The organism is Ruegeria sp. AM4 (assembly GCF_056540665.1).
Window position 1 is genome coordinate 793,804 of the sequence record NZ_JBQFXD010000001.1, and the last position, 26,824, is coordinate 820,627.

A 26,824-nucleotide genomic window follows, 5' to 3' on the forward strand; every position below is an offset into this window, starting at 1 on the left:
TGGACGGGGATAACAACCTCGTCCGTCCGGCGCAAGGGATCAGCAGCAGCTGGCTGGGGCACTTTCACCTTGGTCCAAAAACGGGCTATCCCCGCCGCAGCCTTCAAAAATCCCATAATGGGTGGCGAAGTCGCCGATAAAGTCGAAATGCCGGGCAAAGCGGGTGTCATGCAGCATCATCCAGGTGTTGCCGCAAACAGGGAACACTTTGCCCGTTTCGATCGCATGGTGGTCATCCAGCACGAACTCATGCGGGGCGTGCGGTATCGTGCCTTTGTAGATGACGGCCTGACCGTAATCCTCACACGCCGCTTCCAGTGCGGGCAGCTTGAACAGCCGACACGTGGCGGAAAGGAACCTGAGCGGTACAACGCGTTGCTCCAGCACCGGGTTTTCGATGGTCAGCGGACGATGCGTCACCTTGCGTGGATCACCAAAGCCCGCAGCGCGTGACAGTGTCAGAAAATCGTTCCAATACAGCGCACCCGACAGGCACTCGCCGTACAGAACCTCATCTTCAGCCATCGCCTGCGGTACCCGGCGATCCGCATAGACGTCCGAGAAATACATCTCGCCCCCGTCCTTCAACAGCCGATGCGCCCCGCGCAAAACCGCTGCTTTGTCCGTGGCTAGATTGATCACGCAGTTCGAGACGATTATGTCGAATGAGCGCGGTTCGAGATCCAGCTCTTCCAATTTTTCGATATAGCCATGGTGAAACTCAACATTGCTTTTTGAATGCCCAAACGCCTGAGCATGATAGTCTTGGTGCGCACGGGCGATGTCCAGTTGCTCGGGCGTCATATCGACACCGACGACGCGCCCCGTTTCACCCACCATGGCGGACAGGGCATAGACATCGCGCCCCGCGCCACAGCCCAGATCCAGAATGTGCATCCCTTCCAGATCCAAAGGCGCAATCAACCCGCAACCATAGTAACGTGTCAGTACATCATCATGAATTTTCGACAGAATTTTCCTGACATGGTCGGGCATGTCATCCGGCGTGCAGCAAGCGTTGGTCTGCAAATCCGCGCTGCCCTGCAGCACTTCGCCATAGTAGTTTTGCACAGCCTCGTGTTTCATCGGGCATCCCTTATCTGAACGGTCGGTCCGTAACTGGTTCGGCATCGCACATAGCGCAATCGGGGCCAGTATGACCTGACAAAAGCGTGAAAGTTTGCTCGATCGACTTAGCCCAACAGTTCGAAATCAACTTCAGCACGTACGCGCCCGTTGACCTGAACCTCCAGCCGGTGCGCGCCGGGGATCAGGGTAAAGGTGCTGGCATTCGCTTTAAGCTTGTGGGACTTCTTCAACACCAGTTCACCCCCCTTCAACGCAGCCTGTTTCAGTTTGTGAACCTTGGCTGAAACCTTGCCGCCAGGCCGTATGAAATGGATGATGTAGTCCACAAGAACCGGCTGGTTCTGTTCCCCCTTAAGCGCAACCTCGAACTCCAGCACGCCACCGATGCGCGCTTCGCCACACAAAGCGATCGACGCTGAAATCTCGGCCTCGGGTTCATATCCCAACATCTTCATTGCGCGCGGATGGCCAGATTTGACCAACCCCCGAACAGCGTGAGATGTCATCCACGTCAACTCATCCCTGTCCTGTTGCCCGCCGTCCCGCCAACCTTGCAGGCGGTCCAGTACCAAATCGGGATCCTTTTTGGTGATATCATTCAAGTGATTGGCCACGGACCGCGTCACATATCGCGATCGGTCACTATGCAAACGATCCAGCAGCGGCAACGGGTCAGACAGGTCCAGCGAGACCGCCTGCCCCCAAGGCAGTCTGGGCCGGGTTCCTTCGCTGACCAGACGGCGCACGTGATAGCTGGAATGCCCGCACCATGCCTGCATCCGCACCATCACGATTTCGGGGTGGTGGTTCAGGAAGGGACGAATTGCCCATTCCATCGAAAACCTCTGTGTCAGTTCCTCGAGCACATCCAGCGCCAGTTCGGGGTGGTCCAGCCCGACCGCGACAACCCAATCGCCGAGCGGTGCGAAAATGAAATCGCCGAAATCATCATCCGACTTGCCCGGATCCAGAGGCGGTGGCAGTGCCCGCAGCAGCAAAGGCGCAATCGCAAGCAGGTCCCCGGGTACTGCCTCTTGCAGACATTCGGCGATCCAGGCGATCCGCTCTTTCAGCTCAAGTTCAAGCAGCCGTGACATGACCCGAGCCTCAAAGGCTGGCCCATCAAATCCCGGGTCCGCCGCAGAGAACAATCCCGACAGATAGCCTGTCTTTTCGACGTTAAACAGCTGATCTTTAAGCGAAAAGCTTTGTGCCATGGTCACATCGTCAGATTGGTTGCGCCACCGTCCAGAAGGATATTCTGCCCGACGATAAACCCAGCATGTTGCGAACACAGGAAGGCGCACGTCGCCCCGAATTCCTGCCGCGTACCGTAACGGCGCACGGGAACCGTCGCAGCGCGCGCGGCCTTGGCTTCGTCGATCGAAATCCCCTGTTGCGCCGCGACGCCGCTATCCAGCGAAACCGCTCGGTCCGTGGCATGTATGCCGGGCAGCAGGTTGTTGATCGTGACCCCATGCGGCGCCACCTGCCGGGACGTGCCGGCGACATAGCCGGTCAACCCGGTTCGGGCTGCGTTTGACAGCCCCAGTGCAGGGATCGGCGCGCGCACCGATTGCGAGGTGATATTGACCACTCGGCCCCAGCCCCTGTCGATCATTCCCGGCAACAACGCCTTCATGAAGGCGATCGGTGTCAGCATATTCGCGTCCAGCGCCTTGACGAAGTCTTCTCGACTCCAGTCCGACCACAATCCCGGCGGTGGGCCACCAGCATTTGTCACCAAAATATCAATGCCTTGCGCGGCCTCAATCACCTGTGTCTGACCGTCGGCAGATGTTACGTCGCAAGCGACGGTCCGGACTTCTATGCCATGTTCAGAGCGCAGACGCACGGCTTCAGCCTCCAAGACGTCCGCCCCGCGCGCGTTCATCACCAGATCGACCCCGGCTTGGGCCAGCGCTTCGGCACAGCCCAAGCCCAAACCTTTGCTGCTGGCACAAACCAGCGCACGTTTTCCTTTTATTCCCAGGTCCATACTGATCCTCCCTGTCTTTGCAGCACATCTAGCACCGGCCCATCAGGGAAGACCAGCGACCGTTCATGGATCAGTAAAAGAACTCTTCCCGTACGATCTTGCCATCAGCAACGTGATACACAGCAACCTCTTTCATATCAAAGGTTTCACCGCTTTCCTTCACCTTTCCGCTTACCTCGAAGATCACGGCAAAACGGTCGTCACCATGCGGGAACGGATCGCTGATCGACCCACCCGAAACCTCATGCGCGCTTTCCCACCATTCATGCTTGCCCCGGATCGCGTCGCGGCCCTTGGTCTCACGACCCATGCCCATCGTATCCGCAGCCTCGACCGAGACCGCATCGGCAGCATAAAGCTTGTCCAGGTTTTCCTTGGCCCGATTCTCACGGCATCCGGCGACCAGTTCGTTTGCAATTTCTTTCAAATCCATTGATCCACTCCATCTTTTGTTCACTATATGTTCTTATTGCCATAAGCGTACGATTCGAACCAGCCCCTTTGTCTTGCCTCTGCAGGATTCCCCGCCTATACGCGCGAATATGCTTGATACCTCGAACCAACCCACCCTGCCGCCCGAGATCGCCCGGCGCCGGACATTCGCCATCATCTCGCACCCGGATGCGGGCAAGACGACGCTGACCGAAAAGTTCCTGCTTTACGGGGGCGCGATTCAGATGGCCGGTCAGGTGCGCGCCAAGGGTGAGGCGCGACGGACACGCTCGGACTTCATGCAGATGGAGAAAGATCGCGGTATCTCGGTTTCGGCCTCGGCGATGTCCTTTGATTACGGAAACTTCCGCTTCAATCTGGTGGACACACCCGGCCACAGCGATTTCTCGGAAGATACCTATCGGACGCTAACCGCCGTAGACGCCGCTGTGATGGTGATCGACGGCGCAAAAGGTGTGGAAAGCCAGACGCAGAAACTGTTTGAGGTCTGCCGCCTGCGCGACCTGCCGATCCTGACCTTCTGTAACAAGATGGACCGCGAGAGCCGGGATACGTTCGAGATTATCGACGAGATTCAGGAAATGCTGGCCATCGACGTAACGCCAGCCGCATGGCCGATTGGTGTAGGACGCGATTTTATCGGCTGCTATGACATGCTGCGCGACAGGCTGGAACTGATGGACCGCGCCGACCGCAACAAGGTGGCCGAAAGCATCCAGATCGACGGTCTGGACGACCCGAAACTGGCCGAACATGTGCCCGAACATCTGCTGGAGAAACTGCTGGAAGAGGTTGAAATGGCGCGCGAATTGCTGCCCAATCTCGACCCGCAGGCGGTGCTTGAAGGTCACATGACCCCGATCTGGTTTGGCTCGGCGATCAACTCGTTCGGTGTGAAGGAGTTGATGGAAGGCATCGGGGCTTATGGCCCGCAGCCGCAGGTTCAGTCGGCCGAACCCCGTCAGATCGCCCCGGACGAGAAAAAAGTCGCGGGTTTTGTCTTCAAGGTGCAGGCCAACATGGACCCCAAGCACCGCGACAGGGTTGCATTCGTGCGCATGGCCTCTGGCCATTTCAAGCGCGGTATGAAGCTGACCCATGTGCGGTCGAAAAAGCCGATGGCGATTTCCAACCCTGTACTGTTTCTGGCGTCAGACCGCGAACTGGCCGAAGAGGCCTGGGCCGGTGACATCATCGGCATCCCCAACCACGGCCAATTGCGCATCGGCGACACTCTGACCGAAGGCGAGGCGATCCGGGTAACGGGCATCCCCTCCTTCGCGCCGGAACTGTTGCAAGGGGTCCGGGCCGGTGATCCGATGAAGGCCAAGCATCTGGAGAAAGCCCTGATGCAGTTTGCAGAAGAAGGCGCCGCCAAGGTGTTCAAGCCCTCAATCGGCTCGGGCTTCATTGTGGGCGTCGTCGGTGCGCTGCAATTCGAGGTACTCGCCAGCCGGATTGAGATGGAATATGGGCTGCCTGTTCGGTTTGAGGCGTCTCAGTTCACTTCTGCCCGCTGGGTGAGCGGCGACAAGGCTGCAGTCGAAAAATTCGTCAACGCCAACAAACAGCACATCGCCCATGACCATGATGGCGACATCGTCTATCTGACACGCCTGCAATGGGATATCGACCGCGTTGTCCGCGACTACCCCGAGTTGAACCTGACAGCGACGAAGGAGATGATGACATAACGCCCCGCGCCTCTCACCCTGCCCGGCCCCGGCGAAATCGATGGCGCATGGCATGACGCAAGGCAGGCCGACTTGGGGAATTGTGTGCACAACCCGCGCGCCACTTGACGAAATTCTGGGGTTTGCGGCCTACCACATCGACCTTGGCGTCGACCGTCTGCACCTGTTTCTGGACGAGCCCAACCGGCGCGCGGTACGGGTGTTGCGCAAACACCCGAAGATTGAGATTCGGGTTTGCAACGAAGAATTTTGGCAACGGCGCCAGATCGAAAGGCCCGAAAAACATCAGGTGCGACAATCCCATAACGCGACCTTCATCTATCGCCAGACCGATCTGGATTGGCTGCTTCATATCGACATTGATGAGTTTCTGTGGCCGCGCGCTCCAATAAAGGATGTCCTGGCTGATGTACCTGCAGACGTACCTTCCGCACGAATTCGTCCGATCGAAGCGCTGTCGGGCGACGACGACATGTACAAGGCGTATATCCCGTCAGGTCCGGACCGCGCCGCGCTTGTCGAAACGCTCTATCCCAATTTCGGAGGGTTTGTCCGGGCCGGATTTCTTGGTCACGTTCAGGGCAAGCTATTCGTTCGGTCCGGTCTGAAATATGTCAAAGACCGCATCCACAATATTTATCAGAGCAATGAGCTGCTACCCACCAATCTAGAGCTGCCCGAGATCGAGCTTTGCCACAGACACGCACCCGATTGGGAGCATTGGCAAGCACATTACCGGTTTCGTCTGGAACGCGGGTCCTACCAGCCCGGAAAGTCGCCCAACGTCCCCAGACAATTGGGAGGGTTGACCATCCACGAGTTGCTCAGCTGGATCGAAGCGGAACAGGGCGAACCCGGCCTGCGTGCCTTTTATGACGAATTGAGTGGGGCCGAGCCCGAGGTTCGTGCACGGCTGAGCAAGCACGGCCTGCTTCGGCACAGGCCATTGAAACTGGACGAAAAAGTAGCGAAACACTTCCCCGGAAGCACCTGAATTGTTGCGGGAATTTGCGGCCAAGCGGCAGTTTCGTCGGGTTAAGACCTCTTCATTTGACCCTGTCCCACGATTTTGTTATGTCCCGCCCAAGCCGCACCGCGCAACTTGCGCGTGGCCATCCGGGCCCGGCACTTTTTTCAGACGCGCGGGCCAGGTCTAGTGTCCGCAACTACCGGACATACATGACAAAGTTTAACGAACTGAACCTGAACCCGAAGGTCCTCAAAGCCATTGAGGAAGCCGGATACGAAACCCCCACTCCGATCCAGGAAGGTGCGATTCCCCCTGCGCTGGAAGGTCGTGATGTTCTGGGCATTGCCCAGACAGGCACCGGCAAGACCGCCAGTTTCACTCTGCCGATGATCACGCTGCTGGCCCGTGGCCGAGCGCGTGCGCGGATGCCCCGGTCGCTGGTGCTGTGCCCGACACGGGAACTGGCCGCACAGGTGGCCGAGAATTTCGACACTTACGCCAAAAACGTAAAGCTGACCAAAGCGCTGTTGATTGGCGGCGTCAGCTTCAAGGAACAGGACGCGCTGATTGATCGCGGGGTCGATGTTCTGATCGCCACTCCGGGCCGTCTGCTGGACCATTTCGAACGCGGCAAGCTGCTGCTGACCGGTGTGCAGATCATGGTGGTGGACGAAGCCGACCGGATGCTGGACATGGGCTTTATCCCTGATATCGAGCGCATCTTCTCGCTGACGCCCTTCACGCGTCAAACGCTGTTCTTCTCGGCCACGATGGCGTCCGAGATCGAACGGATCACCGACACCTTCCTGTCCGCCCCTGCCCGGATCGAGGTTGCCCGTCAGGCCACCGCGTCCGAGACCATCGAGCAGGGCGTCGTCATGTTCAAAGGCGGTCGCCGCGACCGCGAAGCCAGCGCCAAGCGCAAGGTTCTGCGTGCCTTGATCGACGGCGAAGGCGACAAATGCACCAACGCAATCATCTTCTGCAACCGCAAGACCGACGTAGATATTTGCGCGAAATCGCTGAAGAAATACGGCTATAACGCCGCTGCTATCCACGGCGATCTGGATCAGTCGCAGCGTATGAAAACGCTGGATGGGTTCCGCGATGGCTCACTGCGGTTGCTGGTAGCATCAGATGTCGCCGCGCGCGGGCTGGATATTCCTTCGGTCAGCCATGTGTTCAACTTTGACGTCCCAGGTCATGCCGAGGATTACGTTCACCGGATCGGTCGAACAGGCCGTGCCGGGCGCGAAGGTAAAGCGATGACCATCTGCTCGGGTCGCGATGAAAAGGCGTTGGATGCGATCGAAAAGCTGATCCAGAAAGACATCCCGCGCATCGACAATCCGGTCAAAGACGAGCCCAAACCCGAAAAGCCGAAGTCCGAGAAGAAGTCAAAAGCGCCTGAGGCCAAGAAAGGCGAGCGCAAGAAGGACAAAGAGACCAGAGGCCGTGACCGTCGCGGTGATGCGGGCCCTGCGGTCGTGGGTATGGGCGACCATATGCCCAGCTTCATTGCGCTCAGCTTTGATGAACGCCGCGCAGGCTAGATCGCCAGAACCAATACCAAAATTGACAGACCCAACAGCGTCATGCCGGCGACTTCGCGCCGGGTGACGGTCTCGCGGAAGACCAAAATCGACGCCAGCAGGCTGAAAATCAGTTCCACCTGCCCCAGCGCCTTGACATAGGCCGCGTTCTGCAAGGTGAAGGCAAGAAACCAGCAGAAGGACCCGCCGAGGCTGGTGAGACCGACAAACACTCCGGTTCGGCGTGTCTCCCAAACTGCGCGCAACTCGGCCCTGTCACGCCACAGCAACCACAGCCACATGCAGAGAAATTGGAACGTCACCACCGCCGCCAGTGTGACAAGCGCCCGAAACCAGGCGTCGATATCGCCCAGTTGCAGAGACGCACCGCGATAGCTGACTCCTGAAAACGCGAACAGAACGCCCGATCCCAGACCCAGTTGTGACGCGCGATTGGTTAGATGCCGCCACCACGCACCCTGCCCGTCTGGCGCCTTCGACAGCACTAAAACCGCAATCAATCCAAGCAGAATTGCCACGAAAGCCCCGGCTGAGACTTGATCGCCAAGGATCAGAAAGCCTACGATCGCAGTCTGGATCACTTCGGTTTTCTTGAACGTGATCCCAACCGCAAAATTGCGCTGTTTGAACAGGGCCACGACACAGATTGTCGCTAAGATTTGCGAGGTTCCGCCGATGACAACAAACAGCCAGAACAGGCCGGGCAAGTGCGGCAGTGCCATCCCGCCGCCCCAAAGCGCTACCATCAAGCCCAAAAGGGCAAGCGGTGCCGAATAGGCAAACCTGGCAAACGTAGCGCCCGCCGCAGACAGCTTTATGGTGCTGAGCGATTTTTGCAGCATGAACCGCACAGTCTGGAAAGACGCGGCAGCGATGGTGACGGGAATCCATAAACTCATGATCCCCGTTTTGTCGTTAAATCAGGACTTTGGCCAGAGCGGATGCGCAACCGGGTCTTTGGCACGCCACAAGTATTCGCGAAAAATTTGCCCGTAAGACCGGTAAACATAGGCTTCATTGCACGCCAGATACCGATCTTTGCCAGACCAATAAAGTGCTGGAAGTCGATACCAAGGGGCCGCTGGATGCATATGATGTACGACGTGCAAGTTATTGTTCAAAAACAAAAATGCCAACAAGCCCTTGTCCTCGACAATAACGGTTCTGGCACGCGACTTTTCATGTGCGCGGTGTTCCAGAAAGGTGCGGATCTTGACCAGCCCCAGACCCAGATAAGCCGACAGCACGAAGGCCCAGATCGGCATCGCAGACACCGTAACGACCCACAAAACCACAAAGACACCAGGCATATGCAGTGCCCACGCCAGCAGGATTGCCCGATCCCCTCGCCGTGCACCCTGCCATTCATCCCCGAAAAAGGCGATCTGGCTGATGGCGGGGCCCAACAGAATACGCCCCAGCAACGTGTTGTTCGCCGCATAGAGGCGCTTTCGCCATGCGGGCAACGATGCCCAGACCAATGGGTCCAGATAGTTCGACTCGGGATCGTCATAGGGATCGGTCAGGTTCGAATCCAGATGATGCGCCAGATGCAAGTCGCGAAACCGGTTGAACGGGATGAACAGAGTCAACGGCAACGCCATGATGGCCTCGTTCAGCCATTGCGCGCGGAACGGGTGGCCGTGCAAAGCCTCATGCGTCAACGATGAATGCAGTGCGGCGACCAGCGCCATCGCTGGTATTGCCGCCCAAAGGGACCCCTCTGCCAACCAAAAAACGACGCCCAGCCATGCTGCATAGCAGGCCGCCATCAGGCCAGCGGTGATCCATTCTGTGGATTTGGGGGACGTGGGCTCAACCATTTCGGCCCCACGAAATACCCGCCCAGATGCGTTCATAGGCCACGTACATGGTCAAACCGATGGCCGTGTTCACCACCGCCAACGCACCGCCCACCGCAGCAGAACCGGTGGCGATCAGGCCCACCAAAGTCATGACCGCCAACCCCATCGCATTCCATACGACAGCTTTCACGACCGATCTTCGTCGCGTTTCCATTCCGGACCCCATAATTATTGCTTTGTTAAAAACGTTACGGACAATCGCGGGAATTGAGAATTCTGAATATGATTAACAAAATTCATCAAATGTGATATTTTTGAACACATGACTGAAAAAATTGACAAACGCGACCGGGCGTTGCAGTTCCGGCAACGTCTGACCCGCGCGATGGAGGACAGAAATGTAAGCCAAAGCGCATTGGCCCGCAGCATTGGCGTGGACCGTTCGACTGTCTCACAATTGCTAACGGGTTCAGGCGCGCGCCTGCCAAATGCGCATGTTGTCGGCTCGTGCGCCTCGGCGCTGGGAGTTTCGGCGGATTGGCTGCTCAGCCTGTCCGACCGCCCTGAAAGCGCGGCTGAATTGTTGGCAAGCTCGCTGTCTTTGACCAAGGCCCCGCGGGCGCTGGTGGACGAGCGAATCTTTGAATGGCACCGCGAAGCCGCCGGTTACAAAATCCGCTATGTTCCCGCGGCCCTGCCCGACATGCTGAAAACCCGTGCCGTGCTGGAATGGGAATATGCACCGCATCTTGGACGCACGGCGGATCAGGCCATCGGCGCCTCTGCTGACCGGCTTGCCTGGATGCGCAGCGCGCAGTCGGATTACGAGATCGCCATGCCTATGTATGAAATCCGCAGTCTTGCCCAGGCAACCGGCTATTATGAGGGTTTGGCGCAGGAGGTTCGACTTGAACAGATCGACCACCTGATCGAGCTGTGTGAGCAGCTTTATCCGCGCCTGCGCCTCTATCTGTTTGACGCAAAACGGCTTTACAGCGCCCCGATGACCATCTTCGGCCCCATGCTTTGTGCGTTCTACGCGGGTGGGCACTACATGGCGTTCCGCGACCGCAATCGAATCGAAGTTTTTTCTCATCATTTCGATACGTTAGTGCGCGAAGCTGACCTGACCGCCCGCGATGTTCCGACCCATCTTCGGCAATTACGGGCCAAGATTTCAGGCGGCTCCGAAGTGGCGGATGCCAATCCAGCCATCCTGTAGTATGATCGCCATGCGTGAACATTCGGGCAATCCGCCCCAGACAAGGAGGATGACAGTAATGGACGCACTCAAAGCCGCTCAATATGCGCGCGCGCTCTATACCGCCCACGGAGACCGCGCCGAGGCCGAAGCCGCCCAGAAAATGCGTGAATGCGAGGCGGCCGGGAACCAGCAGCAAGCGCAGGACTGGCAGGCTGTCCGCCAGACCATTCGCCAGATTCGCGGACCGAACCAAGGTTAATGACTAACTGACCCCAAAAACCAGGCCAGGCGCGACCCTACGGTTGCGCCTGAACGCGCGGAATTTTGGGCCCGAGACTTTTCCCCACAATATACAGGATTTTGGCTTGGGTTATCCCCAGCCTTCTCCCCCGAAACCGGTTTGCCTTTGGACCCTTGGGTGCGCCAGCCTTGGCCCGTCACTTGTCACAATGCGAATCGAACTTGATGAAATCCGCAATCAACATCCTGCAACCCGAACACCGGGCGCTGAAAACAACCGTGCTGGTTCTGGACGAATGCAGTACGCTGAGTTTCGCCTCGGTCGTCGATCCGATGCGGGCCGCGAACCGGCTTGCGGACCGCCCCGCATTTGACTGGGACTATGTAACCGCCACAGCGGATCCGGTCCGGCTTAGCAGCGCTTTGCTGGTGCCCGGTATTCCGCTGGCCCGTCTTGATCGCTGCGACCTGATGATCGTCATCGCCGGGTTCCAGTCGGTACGACACGCGACACCGGCGCTGTTGACCGGATTGCAGCGTATTGCCGACACAGGTGCAGCTATGGCCGGAATTGATGGTGGGCAATGGCTGTTGGCCGAGGCAGGGCTTTTGGATTCACATGCCGCAGCACCGAGGCAAGAGGATCACACCGCCTTTGCCACCCGGTTTCCCAAGATTGAGCTGAGTTCCGAACGCTTTACAGCCTCGGGCAGCCGTCTGACAGCGGGCGGCGCGGTACCGATTGTCGAGTTGATGCTGCACATCATGTCCAAGCGCATGGGCGCTGGATTTGCCGCCCGCGTCGCCAGCGTCTTTGCGCAAGACATCACCGTCGCACCATCCGAAACCAAGCCAAACGTGCAGCACCGCGATACGCCGCTGACCGAGCAAGCAAACTCACTTATGGCTGCCGCGCTGGACGATCCGCTGCCACTGGTGGATATCGCGGAAACACTGGGCACCAGCCCGCGCACTCTGCAACAGCAGTTTCGCCTGCGCTTCAACACCACGCCACAGGACCACTATCTGCAACTGCGACTGGCTGAGGCCCGGCGGCTGGTGACGGATACCGACATGTCGCTGCTGGACGTGGCGGCGGCCACCGGGTTTGCGTCGCAATCCAGTTTCGCCCGCGCATTCCGCACCGCGCACGGCTTGTCCGCGCGGGATCTGCGGCAGGATAGCGGCCAACCCACGCATCACTGACACTCACAACCTTTGTGAACTTCGCGGGCGGGTAAATCCCGCCAGCCGGGCTAGTAGGGCATCGGAAAGGCTTTGTGCGCTGCCGCGATGTCGGCCAGCGCCGCGTCCGGCAGTTCCATCTCGACCCCGTCCAGAATGTGCTGCAACTGCGCTTCTGTCGTGGCACCAAAGATCGCGGACATCATGAACGGCCGGGTCCGGCACCAGGCCAACGCCATATGAACCGGGTCGAGACCGTATCGTTCAGCAATACTCAGATAGGCAGAAACCGCGTCAAACACGCGATCAGATTTGCGCCCTCCCATATTTGGCACCAGCGACATTCGGGACCCTTCGGGCACGGCACCGCCTTGATATTTCCCAGTCAGAAACCCGGCGGCCAAAGGGGAAAATGCCATCAGGCCCACCTCTTCGAACAGGCACAACTCGGCCAGATCGGTGTCGAAAAGACGACAGAGCAATGAATACTCGTTCTGGATCGACGCCACACGGGGCGTACCCATCTCATCGGCCAATCGCACCCATTGGGCCGTTCCCCAGGCACTTTCGTTCGATAGACCGAAGGCGCGGATGTTGCCCTTGTCGACCTGCTCCTGCAACGCCTCAAGGCAGGCTCGCATGTCGGCGATCACCGCATCCCGGTTCCCGCCCGAGGGGTCATAGTGCCAGTTCTGGCGAAACATGTAGCTGCCGCGATTGGGCCAGTGAAACTGATAGAGGTCGATGCAATCGGTTTGCAACCGACGCAACGAGCCCTCGATGGCCTGCGGAATCGTTTCGCCCGAAATTGGTGCGCCGTCGCGTGCGTGCATGAAGCCTTCGCCGGAATGCTTGGTCGCCAGAACATAGTCGCCCCGACGCGCGGGGTCGGCGGCGTTCCATGTGCCCAGAATCTCTTCGGAACGACCGATGGTCTCTTTCGAGACCGGGTTGACCGGATACATCTCGGCGGTGTCGACAAAATTGATTCCGGCGTCCAGCGCCATATCCATCTGTCGGTGCGCCTCGGCCTCTGGTGTCTGGGTTCCAAAGGTCATTGTGCCAAGGCATAAATCAGACACCATGATGCCGGTACGGCCTAAAGGGTTCATTTTCATACTAAAAACTCCTGAACTCCATGGGCGAAACACCTAGGATTCCGCCTTCTTCTCCCACCGGCCGGATTCTTCGGACCAATATTGCGCGGAACACCCTGCCTCGGTCAGCGCTTTCCACTGCCCCCTCGCCTGCTGCACCGCCGTGTCGTCGTTGCCGTCAAACAGAATGCAGACCCGCTCCAGCGCCGCCACTTCGTCAGGCGCCACCGTTGCACCGTCCACCGCCATAACGCAGGTCGGCTCATTTGCGGCCTGCATTTGCGAGGTCAACAGAACGGGCTGCGCCGCGTCATGCGGTCCACCGTCCCGACCATGCGGTAGGAACCCGTCCTCGGGTCCTAACCACAGTTTCTCGTCCAACCAATCCAGCCGCGCAGGATCGGTGCCGCGCACTGCGATCCGCCAACCGGCCTGCCGGGCTTTGTCCAGCAACACCGGCAGCGTGCGCTCCAGCGGTTGTCGCGTCAGGTGATAGAAGTAGACGGCCCCCATCAGGTCACTCGAAATTGTCCTGTACAAATCGGCTGAGGGCGCGGACACCCCATCCCGTTGCCCCTTTGGGAGCATAGGACGTCTCGGACGAGACCGACGCGACACCGGCGATATCCAGGTGAATCCAAGGCGTATCCTCTTTGACAAACCGTTGCAGGAATTGCGCTGCGGTGATCGATCCCGCTGCCCGTCCGCCGACGTTCTTCATATCGGCGATGCGCGATTTCAGCAGATCGTCATAGGGCTGCCCCAGCGGCAACCGCCATGCGCCTTCGTCTTCGGCTTTGGCAGACTTGAGGAACGCGTCGCAGAATACGTCGTTGTTCGAGAACACGCCAGCGTTCTGATGTCCCAGACCGATAATGATTGCTCCGGTCAGCGTCGCCAGATCGATCATGCCGACCGGGCTGAATCGATCCTGCGCGTACCACATCACGTCACACAGAACCAAGCGGCCCTCGGCATCGGTGTTGATGATCTCGACCGTGTCTCCCTTCATCGACTTGACCACATCCCCAGGCCGGGTCGCATTGCCCGACGGCATGTTTTCGACCAACCCGACAAGCCCCACGACATTGGCCTTTGCCTTGCGTTTGGCCAGCGCGCGCATGGTGCCTGCAACAACACCCGCGCCACCCATGTCCATGGTCATGTCTTCCATGCCGCCCGCCGGTTTCAGCGAGATGCCGCCGGTGTCGAACACAACGCCTTTGCCGACCAGAGCCAGCGGCGCGTCATCCACATCGCCGCCTTTCCACTGCATCACGACAACTTTTGACGGGCTGACCGAGCCCTGCCCGACACTCAGCAGCGTACGCATACCCAGTTCGGCCAGCTTGTCCTCTTCCAGAACCTCGACCTCAAGCCCCAGATCCCGCATCTCGGACAGGCGGTTGGCAAATTCGGTGGTGGTCAACACATTGGCCGGCTCATTGGTCAGATCGCGGGTCATGTGAACGCCATCGGCGATCGCATACAGCGGGGCAAAAGCGGCCTCGACCTCATCGGGTTTGTTGTGGCTGATGGTGATGGATCCGAGCGCGTCAGCCTCTTTGCTCTTGTGCGCGTCGAACTCATAGCTGCGCAGCACCATACCCAGCGTCAGATCTTCGGTGCGGACTTGATTTCCCGCCATGACCAAAACATCCTTGTTGCCCGCCAGCTTCGCCAGCTTTGCCCCAGCCTTGCGCGCCTCGTCGGGATCGGGACGGCGCGGTAGGATCAGGATGTCCAGCGCCTCGGCCTCGGTTCCCGTTGGCCAGGCCAGCGAGATCACGTCGCCGGTCTTCACCTTGGCAAACCTTTCGCTTTCGACCAGCCGGGCCAGGGCCCCTTTTGTCAGACGATTGGCGCGTCGCGCCGCCGGGCCCAATTTGCCTTCAGCAGGGATGATCACCGCGACACGTCCGGGCGCTTGCGCGATCTCGTCCAGATCGAATGGTTGAAAACGGACCGGTCTGAGGCTGCTCATATCATGCTCCTGAAAAATGCGTTGCCCAAGACCTAGCCCGCACTGCGGCAGTTGACCAGATAGCAGTTTTCCCCGACCCGCAATTGCATTAAGGTCGCCGCAAAATAACCGGCAGGCTCGGGGGAAGAAGTTTGAGACCAATCGGCAGGCATAAGCCGTCGCGCATCTACGCGTGCCGGGACGCTGCACAGGCGATTCCCGCAAGGTGTCGAAATTCGGAGGGTCCTGCGTGATCCTCGACCGTTACTTCGCCCGCCGCTTCCTCCAGAGTTTTTTCGTCATAGGCGGTATTTTTCTGACGCTTCTGATCTTGATTGATCTGGTGGAACAGGTGCGCCGATTTGATGACGCCAACCTGTCGTTTGGCCAGTTGTTGCAGATCACGTTGCTCAACACGCCTGCCGCCATCAGCGAGATGCTGCCGTTGCTGGTCATTCTGGCAACAATCGCGTTGTTCGTTGGACTTGCCCGCAGTTCCGAGCTGGTGGTGACCCGCGCCATTGGCCGGTCCGGTATTCGCGCCCTTGTCGCCCCTGCATTTTTGGCGCTGGTGATCGGTGCGCTGGCGGTTTCCATGTTGAACCCGATCGCAGCGGCCACATCGGAAGAGGTTCAGCGCCTGTCGGACAGGTACCGAAACAACGGCGATTCGACCCTTTCGATCAGCCGAGAAGGACTGTGGCTGCGTCAGGGCACTGCCACCGGGCAATCCGTTATTCACGCCAAAAGCATGTTGGACAGCGAGGCATTCGGCCTGAGCGACGTGACCATCACGGCCTTTCTGCCCAACGGCAAACCAACCGAGCAGATCGCTGCCGAGACGGCGGTGCTGGAAGATGGGAACTGGGCGCTGCACAACGCAAAGGTCTGGACCATCCAGGATGATCTGAACCCCGAGGCCAATGCCATCAACCACGAGGTACTGAAACTGCCGACCTCGCTGACCCGCGATCGGATTATCGACACTTTGGGCCAGCAGGATTCGGTGTCGATCTACGATCTGCCACAATTGATTCGCGATCTGCGCGAGGCTGGGTTTTCGACGAAACAGTACGAGGTCTGGCTGCAGGTCGAACTGGCCCGGCCGCTGTTTCTGGTGTCGATGGTCCTGATCGGTGCAGCCTTCACCATGCGCCACGTACGGTTTGGTGGAACCGGAGTTGCAGTGTTGTCTGCGGTCTTGCTGGGGTTCGGCATCTATTTTGTCCGCAACTTCGCTCAGATACTGGGTGAGAACGGGCAACTGCCGATCATGGTCGCAGCCTGGGCTCCGCCCGTTGCCGCGATCCTGCTGTCGCTTGGCCTGTTGCTGCACGCGGAGGACGGCTGATGCGGTCGTTGCTTTCGCTGCTATTGTCCAGCGCCCTGATCCTGTCGCTGCCCGCGGTGTCTCTGGCCCAGTCTGATGCGCCAGATGCAGAACAGTCGCCTGCCGGGCAGGACCAACCAGCGTTGCTGGTGGCTGACACGATCTTTATCACCAAGGACCGCAAGCTAGTGGCCGAAGGGAATGTCGAGGCCTATCAGGGTGATGTCAAACTGACCGCACAAAGTGTCGTCTATGACCGTGAGACCGGATCGCTGACTCTGACCGGGCCAATCCGGATTGATCAGGCGGGGCAGTCAACGCTGCTGGCCGATTCTGCCGAACTGGATGACGGAATTCAGAACGGGTTACTGACCGGTGCGCGAATGGTTTTCGATCAACAGGTTCAGATCGCCTCGGTTCAGGCCACGCGCGCGGCGGGTCGGTATACGCAATTCAGCAAGGTGTCCGCTACCTCGTGCCATGTCTGCGCCGATGGGCGGCCCCCATTGTGGCAGATCCGGGCGCGCAAGGTCACGCATGACCAACTTGAACGCCAACTTTATTTCGAAGGCGCGCAGTTCCGCATTCTCGACCTGCCGGTGTTCTACTTTCCGGTTCTGCGTCTGCCCGACCCTACGCTCGAAAGGGCAACGGGATTTCTGGTACCGTCGATCCGTACAACCTCGCAACTGGGCACGGGCCTGCAGGTGCCCTATTTCATTCGGATTGGCGACCACAAAGACCTGACGCTGACGCCCTATGTCTCATCCAAAACGCGCACATTGGGCTACCGATACCGGCAAGCCTTCAAACGCGGAGACATCCGCCTGCGTGGTGCCTTCACCCGCGACGATCTGCGTCCCAACCAGGACCGGGGGTATTTTTTCGCGGATGGGCGGTTCAGCCTCGGCAAAGGCTATAGGCTGAAATTCGATATCCGAACCACTTCGGACGATTCATACCTTGCCGATTACGGCCTGCCGGATTTCGACCGCTTGCGCAGCGAAATATCGGTCGAACGGATCCGGCGAGATACAGCGTTCAAAACAGGGTTTATCCATTACAAGTCGCTTCGTGACAGCGAGCCGCAGGACGAGATCCCCTCGCGCGTGTTCGATCTGAACTACCGCAAACGATATTTCCCGAAATCGGTGGGCGGAGAGGTTCGTCTGGCCTTCATCGGCCATGCGCACCAGCGCACCAGCGACGAAGATATCATTGGTCGCGACGTGGCCCGCGCCACTTTTGACGCTGCCTGGCTACGTAGCTGGACATTTGCGACGGGCCTACGGGCGGACGCGCGACTGGGTGCCTCGATCGACACGTTCAACATCTACGACGACAGCAACTATCCCGACAATGTCACGCGGTCGACACCTCGCGCGGCGTTGACGCTGCGCTACCCAATGGTGCGGCGCGAACAGAGCGGTGCAACCCAGTATCTGGAACCAATTGCACAAATCGGCTGGGCCCATGTGACAAACACCGACGTTCCCAACGACGAAAGCACCTTTCAGGAATTCGATCAGGGCGATCTGCTGTCTCTGTCGCGCTTCCCGGCGGAAGACCGACGCGAAGACAGTGCCACCGCCGTGGTGGGCCTGAACTGGGCCCGCTATCACACCGACGGGTGGGAGGCGCTGGCCACCGTCGGACAGGTTTTCCGCACCAGCGCGGACCCGGATTTCACGCTGTCTTCTGGCTTGCAAGGCACATCATCGGATTTGCTGCTGGCCGGTCAACTACGCAATGGCAAAGGGCTGACTGTCGCTGCGCGCGGATTGTTGAGCGGTGATCTGAGCTTTACCAAAGCCGAATTCCGCACCGCCTGGACAAATGGTGACACCGGTGTGTCGGGCAGCTATGTCTGGCTCAAACCCGATCCGGTGGAAACTGGTGGGGATGAGATCTCGGAACTTTTGGTGACCGGGCGCTACCGGATCAACGAAAACTGGCTGACACGGGCGAACGCGCGCTATGATTTTAGTGCATCCGAACCGATCCGCGCCGGACTTGCCGTTACGTACAGTAACGAATGTGTGGAATTTAATGTGACCGCCAGTAGACGATTTACATCCACATCAAGTATTGATCCTACGACGGAATTCGGCTTTAGCGTGGCCCTGACCGGGTACTCTGTCGAAAGCGATGGTGAGAAGTACAAGAAAAGATGCAGTTGATCTTAGGTTTCACACAAATGGTCCGCCGCGCGCACCGCGTTTCGATTCTGCCGATTCTGGCGGCGGCCTTGCTGCCATTCATGCCCGCGCAAACTCTCGCTCAAGGACTGTTCTCACCAGCGATCCGGGTCAATCAAGACATTGTGACCTGGTACGAACTGGAGCAGCGGCAACAGTTTCTCGAACTGCTTGGCGTTCCGGGCAGTGCCGAGGACGAGGTGCGGAAAGCCCTGATCGATCAACGTCTGCGCAAACAGGCGATGCGCGAAGCAGGTATTGAACCCGCACCCGAGGACATTCAGAACGGCATCGACGAATTCGCCGCCCGCGGCAACCTGAGCGCCGAACAGTTCCTGAAACTGCTCAATGACGCCGGGGTTTCGCAGGAAACGGTACGCGATTTCATTGGCGACCAAGTCGCCTGGCGCGATTTCATCGGGGCGCGCTTTGTCTCGCAGGCCCGCCCCTCCGAGGAAGAGATCGACCGCGCGCTGGGTCAAGGCGGCGGCGGCGGTCTTCAGGTGCTGCTGTCAGAGATCATCATACCGGTCACGCCGCAGACATTGCCACAAGCCGAAGCACTGGCCGAAGATATCTCTCGCGTTACCGGTCAGGATGCTTTCGCCTCAGCCGCTGCGCAGTATTCTGCGGCCGAGACCCGAACCAATGGCGGTCGGCTCGAATGGCTGTCGCTGACGAACCTGCCACCCGCGTTGCAACCCGTCATCCTGGGGTTGGAAAATGGCGAGATCACAGATCCCCTGACGCTGCCAAACGCTATTGCCCTGTTTCAGATGCGCGGCATCCGCGAGGTCGCGTCGGGCGCACCGACCTACTCCAAGATCGATTATCTGCAGTATTACATCCCCGGCGGGCGCAGTCCCGAGGCTTTGGCCGCCGCGGCCAAGCTGAAAGAAAGCGTGGATACCTGCGACGACCTCTACGGAGTCGCCAAGGGCCAACCGCCAGAAGTTCTTGACCGCAAGTCCGTCAGCCCTTCGGAAATCCCGCGCGACGTGGCGCTGGAGCTGGCAAAACTCGACCCCAACGAGGTGTCGACCGCCCTGACCCGTAACAATGGCCAGACGCTTGTGTTCCTGATGATGTGCAACCGAACCCGTGTATTGGGTGAGGATACCTCGCGCGTGGATGTCGCCAACGCGCTGACGCAGCAGCGGTTGCAGGCCTTTGCCGAAAGCCTGCTGGAACAGCTGCGCGCCGATGCCATCATCATCGAGCAATGACACGCCCCATCGCGCTCAGCTGCGGTGAACCGGCCGGGATCGGGCCTGAGATCGCTGCAAAGGCTTGGGACACGCTGCGCGACGCCTGCCCCTTTGTCTATATCGGCGATGCCCGGCATCTGCCGGATGGCACCCCCGCCCAACAGATCGAACACCTGAGCCAAGCGCAGGCAATCTGCGCCCAAGCCCTACCCGTTCTGCAACAGGACTTTGCCGCACCGGCAACGCCCGGCCAATTGAATCCGACCAACGCACCATGCGTTATCGATGCGATTGAAACAGGTGTGTCGCTGGTGCAGTCCGGCAAAGCCTCTGCCCTGTGCACCGCACCCATCCACAAACAGGCCCTGATTGATGGCGCCGGATTTTCCTATCCCGGCCACACCGAATTTCTTGCGGCTCTTGCAGGACGCGGGCGTGTGGTGATGATGCTGGCCAGTGATCAACTGCGTGTCGTACCTGCCACCATCCACATTCCTCTCGCGCGCGTTCCGGCCGAACTGACACCGGATGTGTTGCGCGAGACGATCGCCATCACCGCAAGCGGTCTGCAAACGCAATTTGGGATCGTGCATCCCCGAATTGCGGTGGCCGGATTGAACCCGCACGCAGGTGAAGGCGGCAAAATGGGTAGCGAAGAAATGGATTGGATCGCCCCGCTATTTGCTGACCTCGATCCCGATGGATACACGGTGACCGGACCGCACCCCGCGGACACCCTGTTTCATGCCGCCGCGCGCAGCCGGTATGACGCCGCGATCGCCATGTACCACGATCAGGCCCTGATCCCGATCAAGACGCTTGATTTCGACCGTGGGGTGAACGTGACTCTGGGCCTGCCCTTCGTCCGGACCTCGCCGGATCACGGAACCGCGCTGGACATCGCCGGACAGGGCTGCGCGAACCCGACCAGCTTGATCGAGGCCCTGAAGCTTGCGCAAACCATGGCGCGGTCGCGCTGATGCTTCGTCTGGTCAAAATTATCCACGCCAGAGGAAAAAACCTATGGCGCGCGTCCACAAATACACGCCACGGTAACGCATGAGCGCCATCGACTCCCTCCCCCCTCTGCGCGAAGTGATCGCGACGCATCAGCTTTCGGCCCGAAAATCGTTGGGCCAGAACTTTCTGCTCGATCTCAACCTGACGGCCAAGATTGCGCGACAGGCGGGCGATCTGACCGAATGCGACGTATTGGAAATCGGGCCCGGCCCCGGTGGCCTGACCCGTGGTCTACTGTCCGAAGGCGCGCGCAAGGTTGTTGCAGTGGAAAAAGACACCCGCTGCATCGCTGCGCTGAACGATATCGCTGCCGCGTATCCCGGAAGGCTTGAGGTGATCAATGGCGACGCGTTGGAAATCGACCCGCTGGCACATCTGACGCCACCGATCCGGATCGCGGCCAACCTGCCCTATAACGTCGGCACCGAGCTTCTGGTGCGCTGGCTTACGCCGCCGGAATGGCCACCGTTCTGGAAGAGCCTGACCCTGATGTTCCAGCGCGAGGTTGCCGAACGTATCGTCGCCCAACCCGGCAGCAAAACCTATGGGCGCCTCGCAATTCTGGCGCAATGGCGAGCCGATGCTCGCATCGCCATGTCCCTGCCGCCCGGCGCCTTCACCCCGCCGCCCAAAGTCTCGAGCGCCGTCGTCCACCTGACCGCCCTGCCCGAGCCCCGTTACCCGGCAGATGCCGCCACCTTGTCGCGCGTTGTTGCGGCGGCGTTCAACCAACGCCGCAAGATGCTGCGCGCCTCGCTAAAAGGTGTGGCACCCGATATCGAGGATCGCCTGATAGCAGCCGGTATCAAATCCACCGAACGCGCCGAGCAAATTTCGCTGGAAGCCTTCTGTGCGCTCGCCAGGCAAATCCACGGCTAACAAAAAACCCCGGCCAATTGCCGGGGTTCTTCTAGCTCGTTCTGGAGAAAACTCTATTCCGCCGCCTCGGGGGCATCGCCGTCGCCAGCGGCCTGCTCGGGCGCGGGCTTTGGTTTGCGCGTGCGCGGGCGGCGTGCGGGTTTTTCCTTGCGCTCTTTAGCTTCTGGCGCAGCAGGCTCGGCGCTCTGGCTTTCCGGTGTCTCGACCAGCCCGCTTTCAGGCTGAACCGGCGCTTCTGCGTCAAAGCCCATCACATCCGGCTGCGGAGCTTCGGCCGGGTCGGCCTGACGCACGGCCTCGCGCTCCTGGCGTTCGGCACGCTCGCGGTCCCGCTCGGCCTGGCGTTCACGGTTCTGCCGCTCCTGCTCTTCCCGGCGGGCTTCGATTTCACGCTGCGCTTCGCCGAGCAGCCGAAGGTAATGTTCGGCGTGCTGTTGAAAGTTTTCGGCGGCCACGCGGTCATTGGACAGCTGCGCATCGCGCGCAAGCTGATTGTATTTATCAATGATTTGCTGCGGGGTACCGCGCACCTTGCCTTCGGGACCCGAGCTGTCGAAAACGCGGTTTACGACGTTGCCGCCCGAAGGACGATTGCGGTTATTCTTGGCCCGAGAACGGGATTTCGAGGATCTCATTTTACTTTACGTCAGCCTTGTCAATTCGCTGTCTGTCGACCCGTATCTCACGTCACTTTCAGGCGTTTGCCATGACGTGTCGTCGACTTTTTGGGCTTGGCGTCAGGGGTACGCTGAAACAGCGTCAGCCTCTCCGACTACCCTGAGTAAACATGTCCTGAGGGTGCAGACAAGGGGTTTGTGAGACTTTTCGCAGGTTTTTTACCTCAACCGGCGCTTTTACGCCTCACCTTTTGAATTCAACCCGGCAATCTGGCCCTGACGACCCTGTCGCGACCGTCCAGGTCAGGGATCACGCGGATATCGTAGAGGCCCGCTGCGTCGAATAGCGCCGATACCGCCGCACCCTGTGTTGGGCCGATCTCGACCAGGATCCGCCCGCCCGAGGTCAGAAAGTCCGGCGCTGAGGCCGCGATGTGACGATACGCCGCCAATCCGTCGCCCTCGTCCGTCAGGGCCATACGCGGCTCGTGCTCGCGCACCTCGGGCGACAGGTCCCGCATTTCCTCCCGCGAGATATAGGGCGGATTCGCCACGATCAGGTCGAATTCGCCTTCGACCGCAGCGAACCAATTGGACTGATGAATATCCGCGCGATCCTGCACATTGTGCTGTACCGCGTTTGCACTGGCCTGAAGGCAGGCGGCTTCGCTCAGATCGACTCCCATTCCGGTGGCACTCGTGCGTTCGGCCAGCAATGTGATCAGGATACAGCCCGAGCCGACACCCAGATCCAGCAGGTGATCGAAAGGTTCGCTGAGCGCGGCCTCGATCAGCGCCTCGGTCTCGGGGCGCGGATCCAGCACGTCTCGGCTGACGCGGAAGCGGCGGCCATAGAATTCGCGTTCACCCAGCAGGTGCGACACCGGCACACGAACCGCGCGCAGCGAGATCAGGGTATCGTAGCGTTCGGCAATGTCGGGGGCCAACTCTTCGGGTGCGATCAGCGTCACGCGGCTGGCTTCAATCCTGGCCGCATGGGCCAGCAGTACGCGGGCATCCCGCGCCGGATCGGGCACGCCCGCTGCGCGCAATCGGGCCGTTGCGGCAACCATTGCCTGAGCGGCTGTCAGCGCGGCGATCATTGCGCCATCTCGGCCAAAAGCCGCGCCTGATCATCAGCGGTCAATGCGTCGATAACCTCATCCAGATCGCCTTGCATCACCTGATCCAGCTTGTAGAGCGTCAGGTTGATGCGGTGATCGGTCATGCGCCCTTGCGGAAAATTATAGGTCCTGATCCGTTCCGACCGGTCGCCCGAGCCCACCTGACTGGCCCGATCCGCCGAGCGTTCGCTGTCGATCCGCTGACGCTCCTGATCATAGAGCCGCGTCTTCAGCACCTGCATCGCAATCTCACGGTTGCGGTGCTGTGATTTCTCGGAACTGGTCACCACCAAACCGGTGGGCAGGTGAGTGATCCGCACCGCCGAGTCGGTGGTGTTCACATGCTGCCCGCCTGCACCCGAACTGCGCATCGTATCGATCCGCAGGTCATTCGCGTCGATCTGGATGTCCACATCCTCGGCCTCGGGCAGCACCGCCACGGTCGCTGCCGAGGTGTGAATGCGCCCGCCGCTTTCGGTTTCGGGCACGCGCTGCACCCGGTGCACACCGGATTCGTATTTCATCCGGGCAAAGACATTGTCGCCCTTGATATGGGCCACGACCTCTTTGATACCGCCCAGATCCGAGGCCTGTTCCTCGATGATCTCGAACCGCCAGCCCCGCGCTTCGGAATAGCGTTGGTACATGCGCAACAAATCACCGGCAAACAACGCCGCCTCATCCCCGCCCGTACCGGGACGGATTTCCAGCATCGCGGGGCGGGCATCGGCCTCATCCCGTGGTAGCAGGGAGAGTTGCAACGCATGTTCGGCCTGCGGAATGCGCTCCTGCAGGTCGGGGATTTCCTCTTCGGCCAGTTCTTTCATGTCTGGATCGGCCAGCATCGCTTCGGCTTCGGCCAGATCACCCACCAATTGCCGCCACGCCATGATCTGATCGACGACGGGCTTGAGGTCCGAATATTCCTTGGCCAGCGCCGCGATGTCCCCGCCCGAAGCGCCATCGGCCATGGCAGCTTCGAGGTATTGGAATCGTTGCGTGATCTGTTCAAGGCGTTCTTCGGGGATCATCCCGGCGGTGTCTCTCATCCGGGGGCTTTGGTCAAGGGCCGACGGTGTGCTACGTTGATAGGTATGAAACGAATTGTTCTGGCCCTAACCCTGCTCTCGACCCCCGCCTTCGCCGATGTTGTCGGTCCAGGAGGCAAGGTTCAGGATTGTTATTGTACGGACAAATCCGGCACACGTGTGGAACTCGGCGAGATGATCTGCCTGCAAGTCGATGGACGCATGTTCATGGCCCAGTGCCAGATGTCGCTGAACGTGCCGATGTGGCGCGAGGTTCAGGAAGGGTGTTTGTCGTCGTGGTTGTCGCAGCCTAGGTCTGAATCAGACGTGCCTAAAACAAGCGTCGGCACAATGTGATTGACTACAAATCAGACCATCTACTCAGGTTGCACTTTTTTCGCTGATACAGTTTGCCCACAAATGCTAAAATGGTTCCGGCAATCGCAAATATAACAGCGAGCCGTACAATTTCGGCAATACGGATTTCAATCGTGAACACGAACGCCAACAAGACGCAGCCTGCGATTGCAAAAACGAAGCAGAAGAGAAATAAATACACGTAGGATAAAGGAGATTCCCAATAGGGAAAGTGCCTTGGTTCGAAACCCAATGCTCTCAGATACCTGATGATTATGACAACATCACCAGGGTCGCTAAGCCCAGCGGCTTCCATCTCTGCCTGAGCGTTCCCGAATTTCCGCTCGTAGTCGTTCAATCTGCTGATCCTAACCCTCGTTGACACTCAAAGATTTACATCTGCTCCAACCACCGCTCAACCCGCGCCTTGTTCACCCCAAAGTCCTTCCGCCCGAAGCGCGAGCGCGCGTAAATACGCAACGTATCACCGTCCTGTTGCACTGTGGTGTAGTCAGGGAAACCGAGCACTTTGGTGCGGGTGATATAGGTGATCATCCCCTCATCGACCGAACCGGCCAGAACAGTAGTGCGCGGGGTCGCTCGAATGATGGCGTCCAGGCGGGCGAGACTGTCGGGGCCGGTTTCGACAACCCGCACCACTCCGTTTTTCATGTCTCGCACGTCCCCTAGCGGGGCAACATGCCACCGGGTTGGATCGGATGGGGCCAACCGCACGTAAGCCCCGGCCAACAAAACGAGCCCGATAATCAACCAGAGAACCATCTTTGCCATCTCTCTTGCGCCCTTTCCGGGAAGACTATCCGGAACGGAGGTTTCGACAAGGCAAATCGCGCCGCGTTACCGCGCCGTCACTCAGGGCAGAATGCACAGCAGTTCGAACAGGATATTCGCCGCGGTCAAAGCCGTGTTGCCTGAAGGATCATAAGGCGGAGACACCTCGACCAGATCGCACCCGACGACCTTGATGCCGTGCAATGCATGGATCAGTTGCAGCGCCTGCGGGGTGGTCAGCCCGCCAATCTCGGGTGTGCCTGTGCCCGGCGCATATGCCGGATCGAGGCTGTCGATGTCATAAGTGACATAGACGGGATGATCGCCAATTGTCTTGCGGATCTGCGCACCAATCTCGGTCAGGTTCTGTTGCCACAACTCCCACGCGGGGAACTGACGGAAACCCCAGTCCTGCGCCTCGGTAAAGTCAGTGGCAGCATAGCCCGAGCCGCGGATACCGATCTGAAAGGTTTTGTCCGGCAGGATCAGCTTTTCCTCATAGGCGCGGCGAAACACCGTTCCATGGGTCTCTTTCTCACCGAACATTTCGTCATTCACATCCGCATGGGCATCGACATGGACCAAGGCAACCGGCCCGTGCTTCGCTGCCACCGCCCGCAGGATCGGCAGCGTGATCGAATGATCGCCGCCCATCGCGACCGGGATCACGGCCTGATCCAGAATGCCGTCATAGCTGTCTTTGATGATCTTCAGACTGTCCGCCAACGAAAACGTGTTGATCGCCAAATCCCCGATATCGGCGATGTGCAGGCTGTCGAAGGGCGCAGCTTTGGTTGCCATGTTGTAAGGCCGGATCATCGCGCTTTCGGACCGGATCTGTTTCGGCCCGAACCGCGTGCCCGACCGCCAGGACGTTCCGATATCCAACGGGATACCCAGAACCGCAACATCCAATCCCGCAAGCGAGGCCGCCTGTGGCAAGCGCATGAACGTGTTCGGACCGGAAAACCGGGCCAGATCGTTGCCACTGATGGGCTGATTGAAATCGTTCATTTGCG

Annotated in this window: 28 protein-coding genes; 12 read left to right on the forward strand and 16 right to left on the reverse strand. The window is 59.3% G+C overall.

Going from position 1 to position 26,824, the window contains the following annotated elements; genetic code table 11:
- Window positions 1-39 precede the first annotated feature (39 nt).
- The 4 genes from ACR0JA_RS03905 to ACR0JA_RS03920 all read right to left on the reverse strand — a co-directional run bounded on the left by ACR0JA_RS03905 (window position 40) and on the right by ACR0JA_RS03920 (window position 3,521).
- Window positions 40-1,086 carry a methyltransferase domain-containing protein gene (locus tag ACR0JA_RS03905; protein ID WP_480570244.1) on the reverse strand — a complete coding sequence of 349 codons (1,047 nt, stop codon included), beginning with the start codon at window positions 1,084-1,086 and terminating at the stop codon, window positions 40-42.
- A gap of 107 nt (window positions 1,087-1,193) precedes the next feature.
- Entirely contained in the window at window positions 1,194-2,306 is a 1,113-nt protein-coding gene (locus ACR0JA_RS03910) for a hypothetical protein (protein WP_480570246.1), read from the reverse strand.
- A 2-nt stretch (window positions 2,307-2,308) separates the two neighbouring features.
- The gene (locus ACR0JA_RS03915) at window positions 2,309-3,088 is read right to left on the reverse strand and encodes an SDR family oxidoreductase (protein ID WP_480570249.1); all 780 of its coding nucleotides are present in this window, start codon (window positions 3,086-3,088) and stop codon (window positions 2,309-2,311) included.
- Between the two features lie 70 nt (window positions 3,089-3,158).
- The gene (locus ACR0JA_RS03920) at window positions 3,159-3,521 is read right to left on the reverse strand and encodes a SnoaL-like domain-containing protein (RefSeq protein WP_480570251.1); all 363 of its coding nucleotides are present in this window, start codon (window positions 3,519-3,521) and stop codon (window positions 3,159-3,161) included.
- Between the two features lie 109 nt (window positions 3,522-3,630).
- On the opposite strand from ACR0JA_RS03920, the gene ACR0JA_RS03925 reads away from it, so the two are divergent.
- The 3 genes from ACR0JA_RS03925 (at window position 3,631) to ACR0JA_RS03935 (ending at window position 7,758) form a co-directional block, all read left to right on the forward strand.
- A complete protein-coding gene (locus tag ACR0JA_RS03925; RefSeq protein ID WP_480570254.1) occupies window positions 3,631-5,235 on the forward strand; it encodes a peptide chain release factor 3 in 1,605 nt (534 codons plus the stop codon).
- A gap of 52 nt (window positions 5,236-5,287) precedes the next feature.
- Window positions 5,288-6,229, forward strand: a complete 942-nt coding sequence (locus ACR0JA_RS03930) for a glycosyltransferase family 2 protein (RefSeq protein WP_480570257.1) — start codon at window positions 5,288-5,290, stop codon at window positions 6,227-6,229.
- A gap of 185 nt (window positions 6,230-6,414) precedes the next feature.
- A complete protein-coding gene (locus ACR0JA_RS03935; RefSeq protein ID WP_480570260.1) occupies window positions 6,415-7,758 on the forward strand; it encodes a DEAD/DEAH box helicase in 1,344 nt (447 codons plus the stop codon).
- Here the strand turns inward: ACR0JA_RS03935 and ACR0JA_RS03940 are convergent.
- The 3 genes from ACR0JA_RS03940 to ACR0JA_RS03950 are packed head-to-tail and all read right to left on the reverse strand — an operon-like array spanning window position 7,755 to window position 9,777.
- Window positions 7,755-8,657 (reverse strand): EamA family transporter, encoded by a 903-nt coding sequence (locus tag ACR0JA_RS03940; RefSeq protein WP_480570263.1) that lies wholly within the window; start codon window positions 8,655-8,657, stop codon window positions 7,755-7,757. The genes ACR0JA_RS03935 and ACR0JA_RS03940 overlap by 4 nt on opposite strands.
- 21 nt (window positions 8,658-8,678) lie before the next feature.
- Window positions 8,679-9,581, reverse strand: coding sequence for a fatty acid desaturase (locus ACR0JA_RS03945; RefSeq protein WP_480570266.1), 903 nt, complete (start codon window positions 9,579-9,581; stop codon window positions 8,679-8,681).
- Window positions 9,574-9,777: a DUF2061 domain-containing protein gene (locus tag ACR0JA_RS03950; RefSeq protein WP_480570269.1), complete on the reverse strand. Its 204-nt coding sequence runs from the start codon at window positions 9,775-9,777 to the stop codon at window positions 9,574-9,576. The genes ACR0JA_RS03945 and ACR0JA_RS03950 overlap by 8 nt, the downstream gene beginning before the upstream one ends.
- Window positions 9,778-9,885: 108 nt before the next feature.
- Here ACR0JA_RS03950 and ACR0JA_RS03955 point away from each other — a divergent pair, with 108 nt between their 5' ends.
- From ACR0JA_RS03955 to ACR0JA_RS03965, 3 genes are all read left to right on the forward strand, one after another.
- A complete protein-coding gene (locus tag ACR0JA_RS03955) occupies window positions 9,886-10,785 on the forward strand; it encodes a helix-turn-helix domain-containing protein (RefSeq protein ID WP_480570272.1) in 900 nt (299 codons plus the stop codon).
- A gap of 58 nt (window positions 10,786-10,843) precedes the next feature.
- On the forward strand, window positions 10,844-11,026 hold the full coding sequence (locus tag ACR0JA_RS03960; RefSeq protein WP_480570275.1) for a hypothetical protein: 183 nt from the start codon (window positions 10,844-10,846) through the stop codon (window positions 11,024-11,026).
- A 206-nt stretch (window positions 11,027-11,232) separates the two neighbouring features.
- A complete protein-coding gene (locus ACR0JA_RS03965; protein ID WP_480570277.1) occupies window positions 11,233-12,213 on the forward strand; it encodes a GlxA family transcriptional regulator in 981 nt (326 codons plus the stop codon).
- Between the two features lie 50 nt (window positions 12,214-12,263).
- Here the strand turns inward: ACR0JA_RS03965 and ACR0JA_RS03970 are convergent, their stop codons facing one another.
- Genes ACR0JA_RS03970 through ACR0JA_RS03980 form a run of 3 tightly spaced genes read right to left on the reverse strand, consistent with a single transcriptional unit; the run spans window position 12,264 to window position 15,273 of the window.
- Window positions 12,264-13,310: an aldo/keto reductase gene (locus tag ACR0JA_RS03970; protein ID WP_480570280.1), complete on the reverse strand. Its 1,047-nt coding sequence runs from the start codon at window positions 13,308-13,310 to the stop codon at window positions 12,264-12,266.
- 33 nt (window positions 13,311-13,343) lie between these two features.
- Window positions 13,344-13,802 (reverse strand): DNA polymerase III subunit chi, encoded by a 459-nt coding sequence (locus ACR0JA_RS03975; RefSeq protein WP_480570283.1) that lies wholly within the window; start codon window positions 13,800-13,802, stop codon window positions 13,344-13,346.
- A 4-nt stretch (window positions 13,803-13,806) separates the two neighbouring features.
- Entirely contained in the window at window positions 13,807-15,273 is a 1,467-nt protein-coding gene (locus tag ACR0JA_RS03980) for a leucyl aminopeptidase (RefSeq protein WP_480570286.1), read from the reverse strand.
- Between the two features lie 229 nt (window positions 15,274-15,502).
- Between ACR0JA_RS03980 and lptG the strand changes: the two genes are divergently transcribed.
- The 5 genes from lptG to rsmA all read left to right on the forward strand — a co-directional run bounded on the left by lptG (window position 15,503) and on the right by rsmA (window position 21,887).
- Window positions 15,503-16,603, forward strand: coding sequence for an LPS export ABC transporter permease LptG (lptG, locus tag ACR0JA_RS03985; RefSeq protein WP_480570289.1), 1,101 nt, complete (start codon window positions 15,503-15,505; stop codon window positions 16,601-16,603).
- Window positions 16,603-18,762, forward strand: a complete 2,160-nt coding sequence (locus ACR0JA_RS03990) for an LPS-assembly protein LptD (protein WP_480570292.1) — start codon at window positions 16,603-16,605, stop codon at window positions 18,760-18,762. Before lptG ends, ACR0JA_RS03990 begins: the two co-directional genes overlap by 1 nt.
- The gene (locus ACR0JA_RS03995; protein ID WP_480570295.1) at window positions 18,753-20,006 is read left to right on the forward strand and encodes a peptidylprolyl isomerase; all 1,254 of its coding nucleotides are present in this window, start codon (window positions 18,753-18,755) and stop codon (window positions 20,004-20,006) included. Before ACR0JA_RS03990 ends, ACR0JA_RS03995 begins: the two co-directional genes overlap by 10 nt.
- Complete coding sequence (pdxA, locus tag ACR0JA_RS04000; RefSeq protein ID WP_480570298.1) at window positions 20,003-20,968, forward strand: 4-hydroxythreonine-4-phosphate dehydrogenase PdxA; 966 nt, start codon at window positions 20,003-20,005, stop codon at window positions 20,966-20,968. Before ACR0JA_RS03995 ends, pdxA begins: the two co-directional genes overlap by 4 nt.
- 79 nt (window positions 20,969-21,047) lie before the next feature.
- On the forward strand, window positions 21,048-21,887 hold the full coding sequence (gene rsmA / locus ACR0JA_RS04005) for a 16S rRNA (adenine(1518)-N(6)/adenine(1519)-N(6))-dimethyltransferase RsmA (protein ID WP_480570301.1): 840 nt from the start codon (window positions 21,048-21,050) through the stop codon (window positions 21,885-21,887).
- A gap of 53 nt (window positions 21,888-21,940) precedes the next feature.
- Here the strand turns inward: rsmA and ACR0JA_RS04010 are convergent, their stop codons facing one another.
- From ACR0JA_RS04010 to prfA, 3 genes are all read right to left on the reverse strand, one after another.
- Entirely contained in the window at window positions 21,941-22,522 is a 582-nt protein-coding gene (locus ACR0JA_RS04010; protein WP_480570303.1) for a DUF4167 domain-containing protein, read from the reverse strand.
- A gap of 239 nt (window positions 22,523-22,761) precedes the next feature.
- Complete coding sequence (gene prmC, locus ACR0JA_RS04015; RefSeq protein ID WP_480570306.1) at window positions 22,762-23,607, reverse strand: peptide chain release factor N(5)-glutamine methyltransferase; 846 nt, start codon at window positions 23,605-23,607, stop codon at window positions 22,762-22,764.
- Window positions 23,604-24,659, reverse strand: coding sequence for a peptide chain release factor 1 (prfA, locus tag ACR0JA_RS04020; RefSeq protein ID WP_480571138.1), 1,056 nt, complete (start codon window positions 24,657-24,659; stop codon window positions 23,604-23,606). Before prfA ends, prmC begins: the two co-directional genes overlap by 4 nt.
- A gap of 63 nt (window positions 24,660-24,722) precedes the next feature.
- Here prfA and ACR0JA_RS04025 point away from each other — a divergent pair, with 63 nt between their 5' ends.
- The gene (locus ACR0JA_RS04025; protein ID WP_480570309.1) at window positions 24,723-25,013 is read left to right on the forward strand and encodes a hypothetical protein; all 291 of its coding nucleotides are present in this window, start codon (window positions 24,723-24,725) and stop codon (window positions 25,011-25,013) included.
- A gap of 4 nt (window positions 25,014-25,017) precedes the next feature.
- Here the strand turns inward: ACR0JA_RS04025 and ACR0JA_RS04030 are convergent, their stop codons facing one another.
- The 3 genes from ACR0JA_RS04030 to speB all read right to left on the reverse strand — a co-directional run bounded on the left by ACR0JA_RS04030 (window position 25,018) and on the right by speB (window position 26,819).
- Window positions 25,018-25,371 (reverse strand): DUF6404 family protein, encoded by a 354-nt coding sequence (locus ACR0JA_RS04030; RefSeq protein WP_480570312.1) that lies wholly within the window; start codon window positions 25,369-25,371, stop codon window positions 25,018-25,020.
- A gap of 35 nt (window positions 25,372-25,406) precedes the next feature.
- Complete coding sequence (locus ACR0JA_RS04035; protein WP_480570315.1) at window positions 25,407-25,805, reverse strand: DUF1499 domain-containing protein; 399 nt, start codon at window positions 25,803-25,805, stop codon at window positions 25,407-25,409.
- Between the two features lie 81 nt (window positions 25,806-25,886).
- Complete coding sequence (gene speB / locus ACR0JA_RS04040) at window positions 25,887-26,819, reverse strand: agmatinase (protein ID WP_480570318.1); 933 nt, start codon at window positions 26,817-26,819, stop codon at window positions 25,887-25,889.
- Between the last annotated feature and the right edge of the window lie 5 nt (window positions 26,820-26,824).

Coding starts and splice junctions, on each gene's coding strand:
- ACR0JA_RS03905 (WP_480570244.1), bottom strand. CDS start 1,086: ATGAAACACGAGGCTGTGCAAAACTACTATGGCGAAGTGCTGCAGGGC.
- ACR0JA_RS03910 (WP_480570246.1), bottom strand. CDS start 2,306: ATGGCACAAAGCTTTTCGCTTAAAGATCAGCTGTTTAACGTCGAAAAG.
- ACR0JA_RS03915 (WP_480570249.1), bottom strand. CDS start 3,088: ATGGACCTGGGAATAAAAGGAAAACGTGCGCTGGTTTGTGCCAGCAGC.
- ACR0JA_RS03920 (WP_480570251.1), bottom strand. CDS start 3,521: ATGGATTTGAAAGAAATTGCAAACGAACTGGTCGCCGGATGCCGTGAG.
- ACR0JA_RS03925 (WP_480570254.1), top strand. CDS start 3,631: ATGCTTGATACCTCGAACCAACCCACCCTGCCGCCCGAGATCGCCCGG.
- ACR0JA_RS03930 (WP_480570257.1), top strand. CDS start 5,288: ATGACGCAAGGCAGGCCGACTTGGGGAATTGTGTGCACAACCCGCGCG.
- ACR0JA_RS03935 (WP_480570260.1), top strand. CDS start 6,415: ATGACAAAGTTTAACGAACTGAACCTGAACCCGAAGGTCCTCAAAGCC.
- ACR0JA_RS03940 (WP_480570263.1), bottom strand. CDS start 8,657: ATGAGTTTATGGATTCCCGTCACCATCGCTGCCGCGTCTTTCCAGACT.
- ACR0JA_RS03945 (WP_480570266.1), bottom strand. CDS start 9,581: ATGGTTGAGCCCACGTCCCCCAAATCCACAGAATGGATCACCGCTGGC.
- ACR0JA_RS03950 (WP_480570269.1), bottom strand. CDS start 9,777: ATGGAAACGCGACGAAGATCGGTCGTGAAAGCTGTCGTATGGAATGCG.
- ACR0JA_RS03955 (WP_480570272.1), top strand. CDS start 9,886: ATGACTGAAAAAATTGACAAACGCGACCGGGCGTTGCAGTTCCGGCAA.
- ACR0JA_RS03960 (WP_480570275.1), top strand. CDS start 10,844: ATGGACGCACTCAAAGCCGCTCAATATGCGCGCGCGCTCTATACCGCC.
- ACR0JA_RS03965 (WP_480570277.1), top strand. CDS start 11,233: ATGAAATCCGCAATCAACATCCTGCAACCCGAACACCGGGCGCTGAAA.
- ACR0JA_RS03970 (WP_480570280.1), bottom strand. CDS start 13,310: ATGAAAATGAACCCTTTAGGCCGTACCGGCATCATGGTGTCTGATTTA.
- ACR0JA_RS03975 (WP_480570283.1), bottom strand. CDS start 13,802: ATGGGGGCCGTCTACTTCTATCACCTGACGCGACAACCGCTGGAGCGC.
- ACR0JA_RS03980 (WP_480570286.1), bottom strand. CDS start 15,273: ATGAGCAGCCTCAGACCGGTCCGTTTTCAACCATTCGATCTGGACGAG.
- ACR0JA_RS03990 (WP_480570292.1), top strand. CDS start 16,603: ATGCGGTCGTTGCTTTCGCTGCTATTGTCCAGCGCCCTGATCCTGTCG.
- ACR0JA_RS03995 (WP_480570295.1), top strand. CDS start 18,753: ATGCAGTTGATCTTAGGTTTCACACAAATGGTCCGCCGCGCGCACCGC.
- pdxA (WP_480570298.1), top strand. CDS start 20,003: ATGACACGCCCCATCGCGCTCAGCTGCGGTGAACCGGCCGGGATCGGG.
- rsmA (WP_480570301.1), top strand. CDS start 21,048: ATGAGCGCCATCGACTCCCTCCCCCCTCTGCGCGAAGTGATCGCGACG.
- ACR0JA_RS04010 (WP_480570303.1), bottom strand. CDS start 22,522: ATGAGATCCTCGAAATCCCGTTCTCGGGCCAAGAATAACCGCAATCGT.
- prmC (WP_480570306.1), bottom strand. CDS start 23,607: ATGATCGCCGCGCTGACAGCCGCTCAGGCAATGGTTGCCGCAACGGCC.
- prfA (WP_480571138.1), bottom strand. CDS start 24,659: ATGATCCCCGAAGAACGCCTTGAACAGATCACGCAACGATTCCAATAC.
- ACR0JA_RS04025 (WP_480570309.1), top strand. CDS start 24,723: ATGAAACGAATTGTTCTGGCCCTAACCCTGCTCTCGACCCCCGCCTTC.
- ACR0JA_RS04035 (WP_480570315.1), bottom strand. CDS start 25,805: ATGGCAAAGATGGTTCTCTGGTTGATTATCGGGCTCGTTTTGTTGGCC.
- speB (WP_480570318.1), bottom strand. CDS start 26,819: ATGAACGATTTCAATCAGCCCATCAGTGGCAACGATCTGGCCCGGTTT.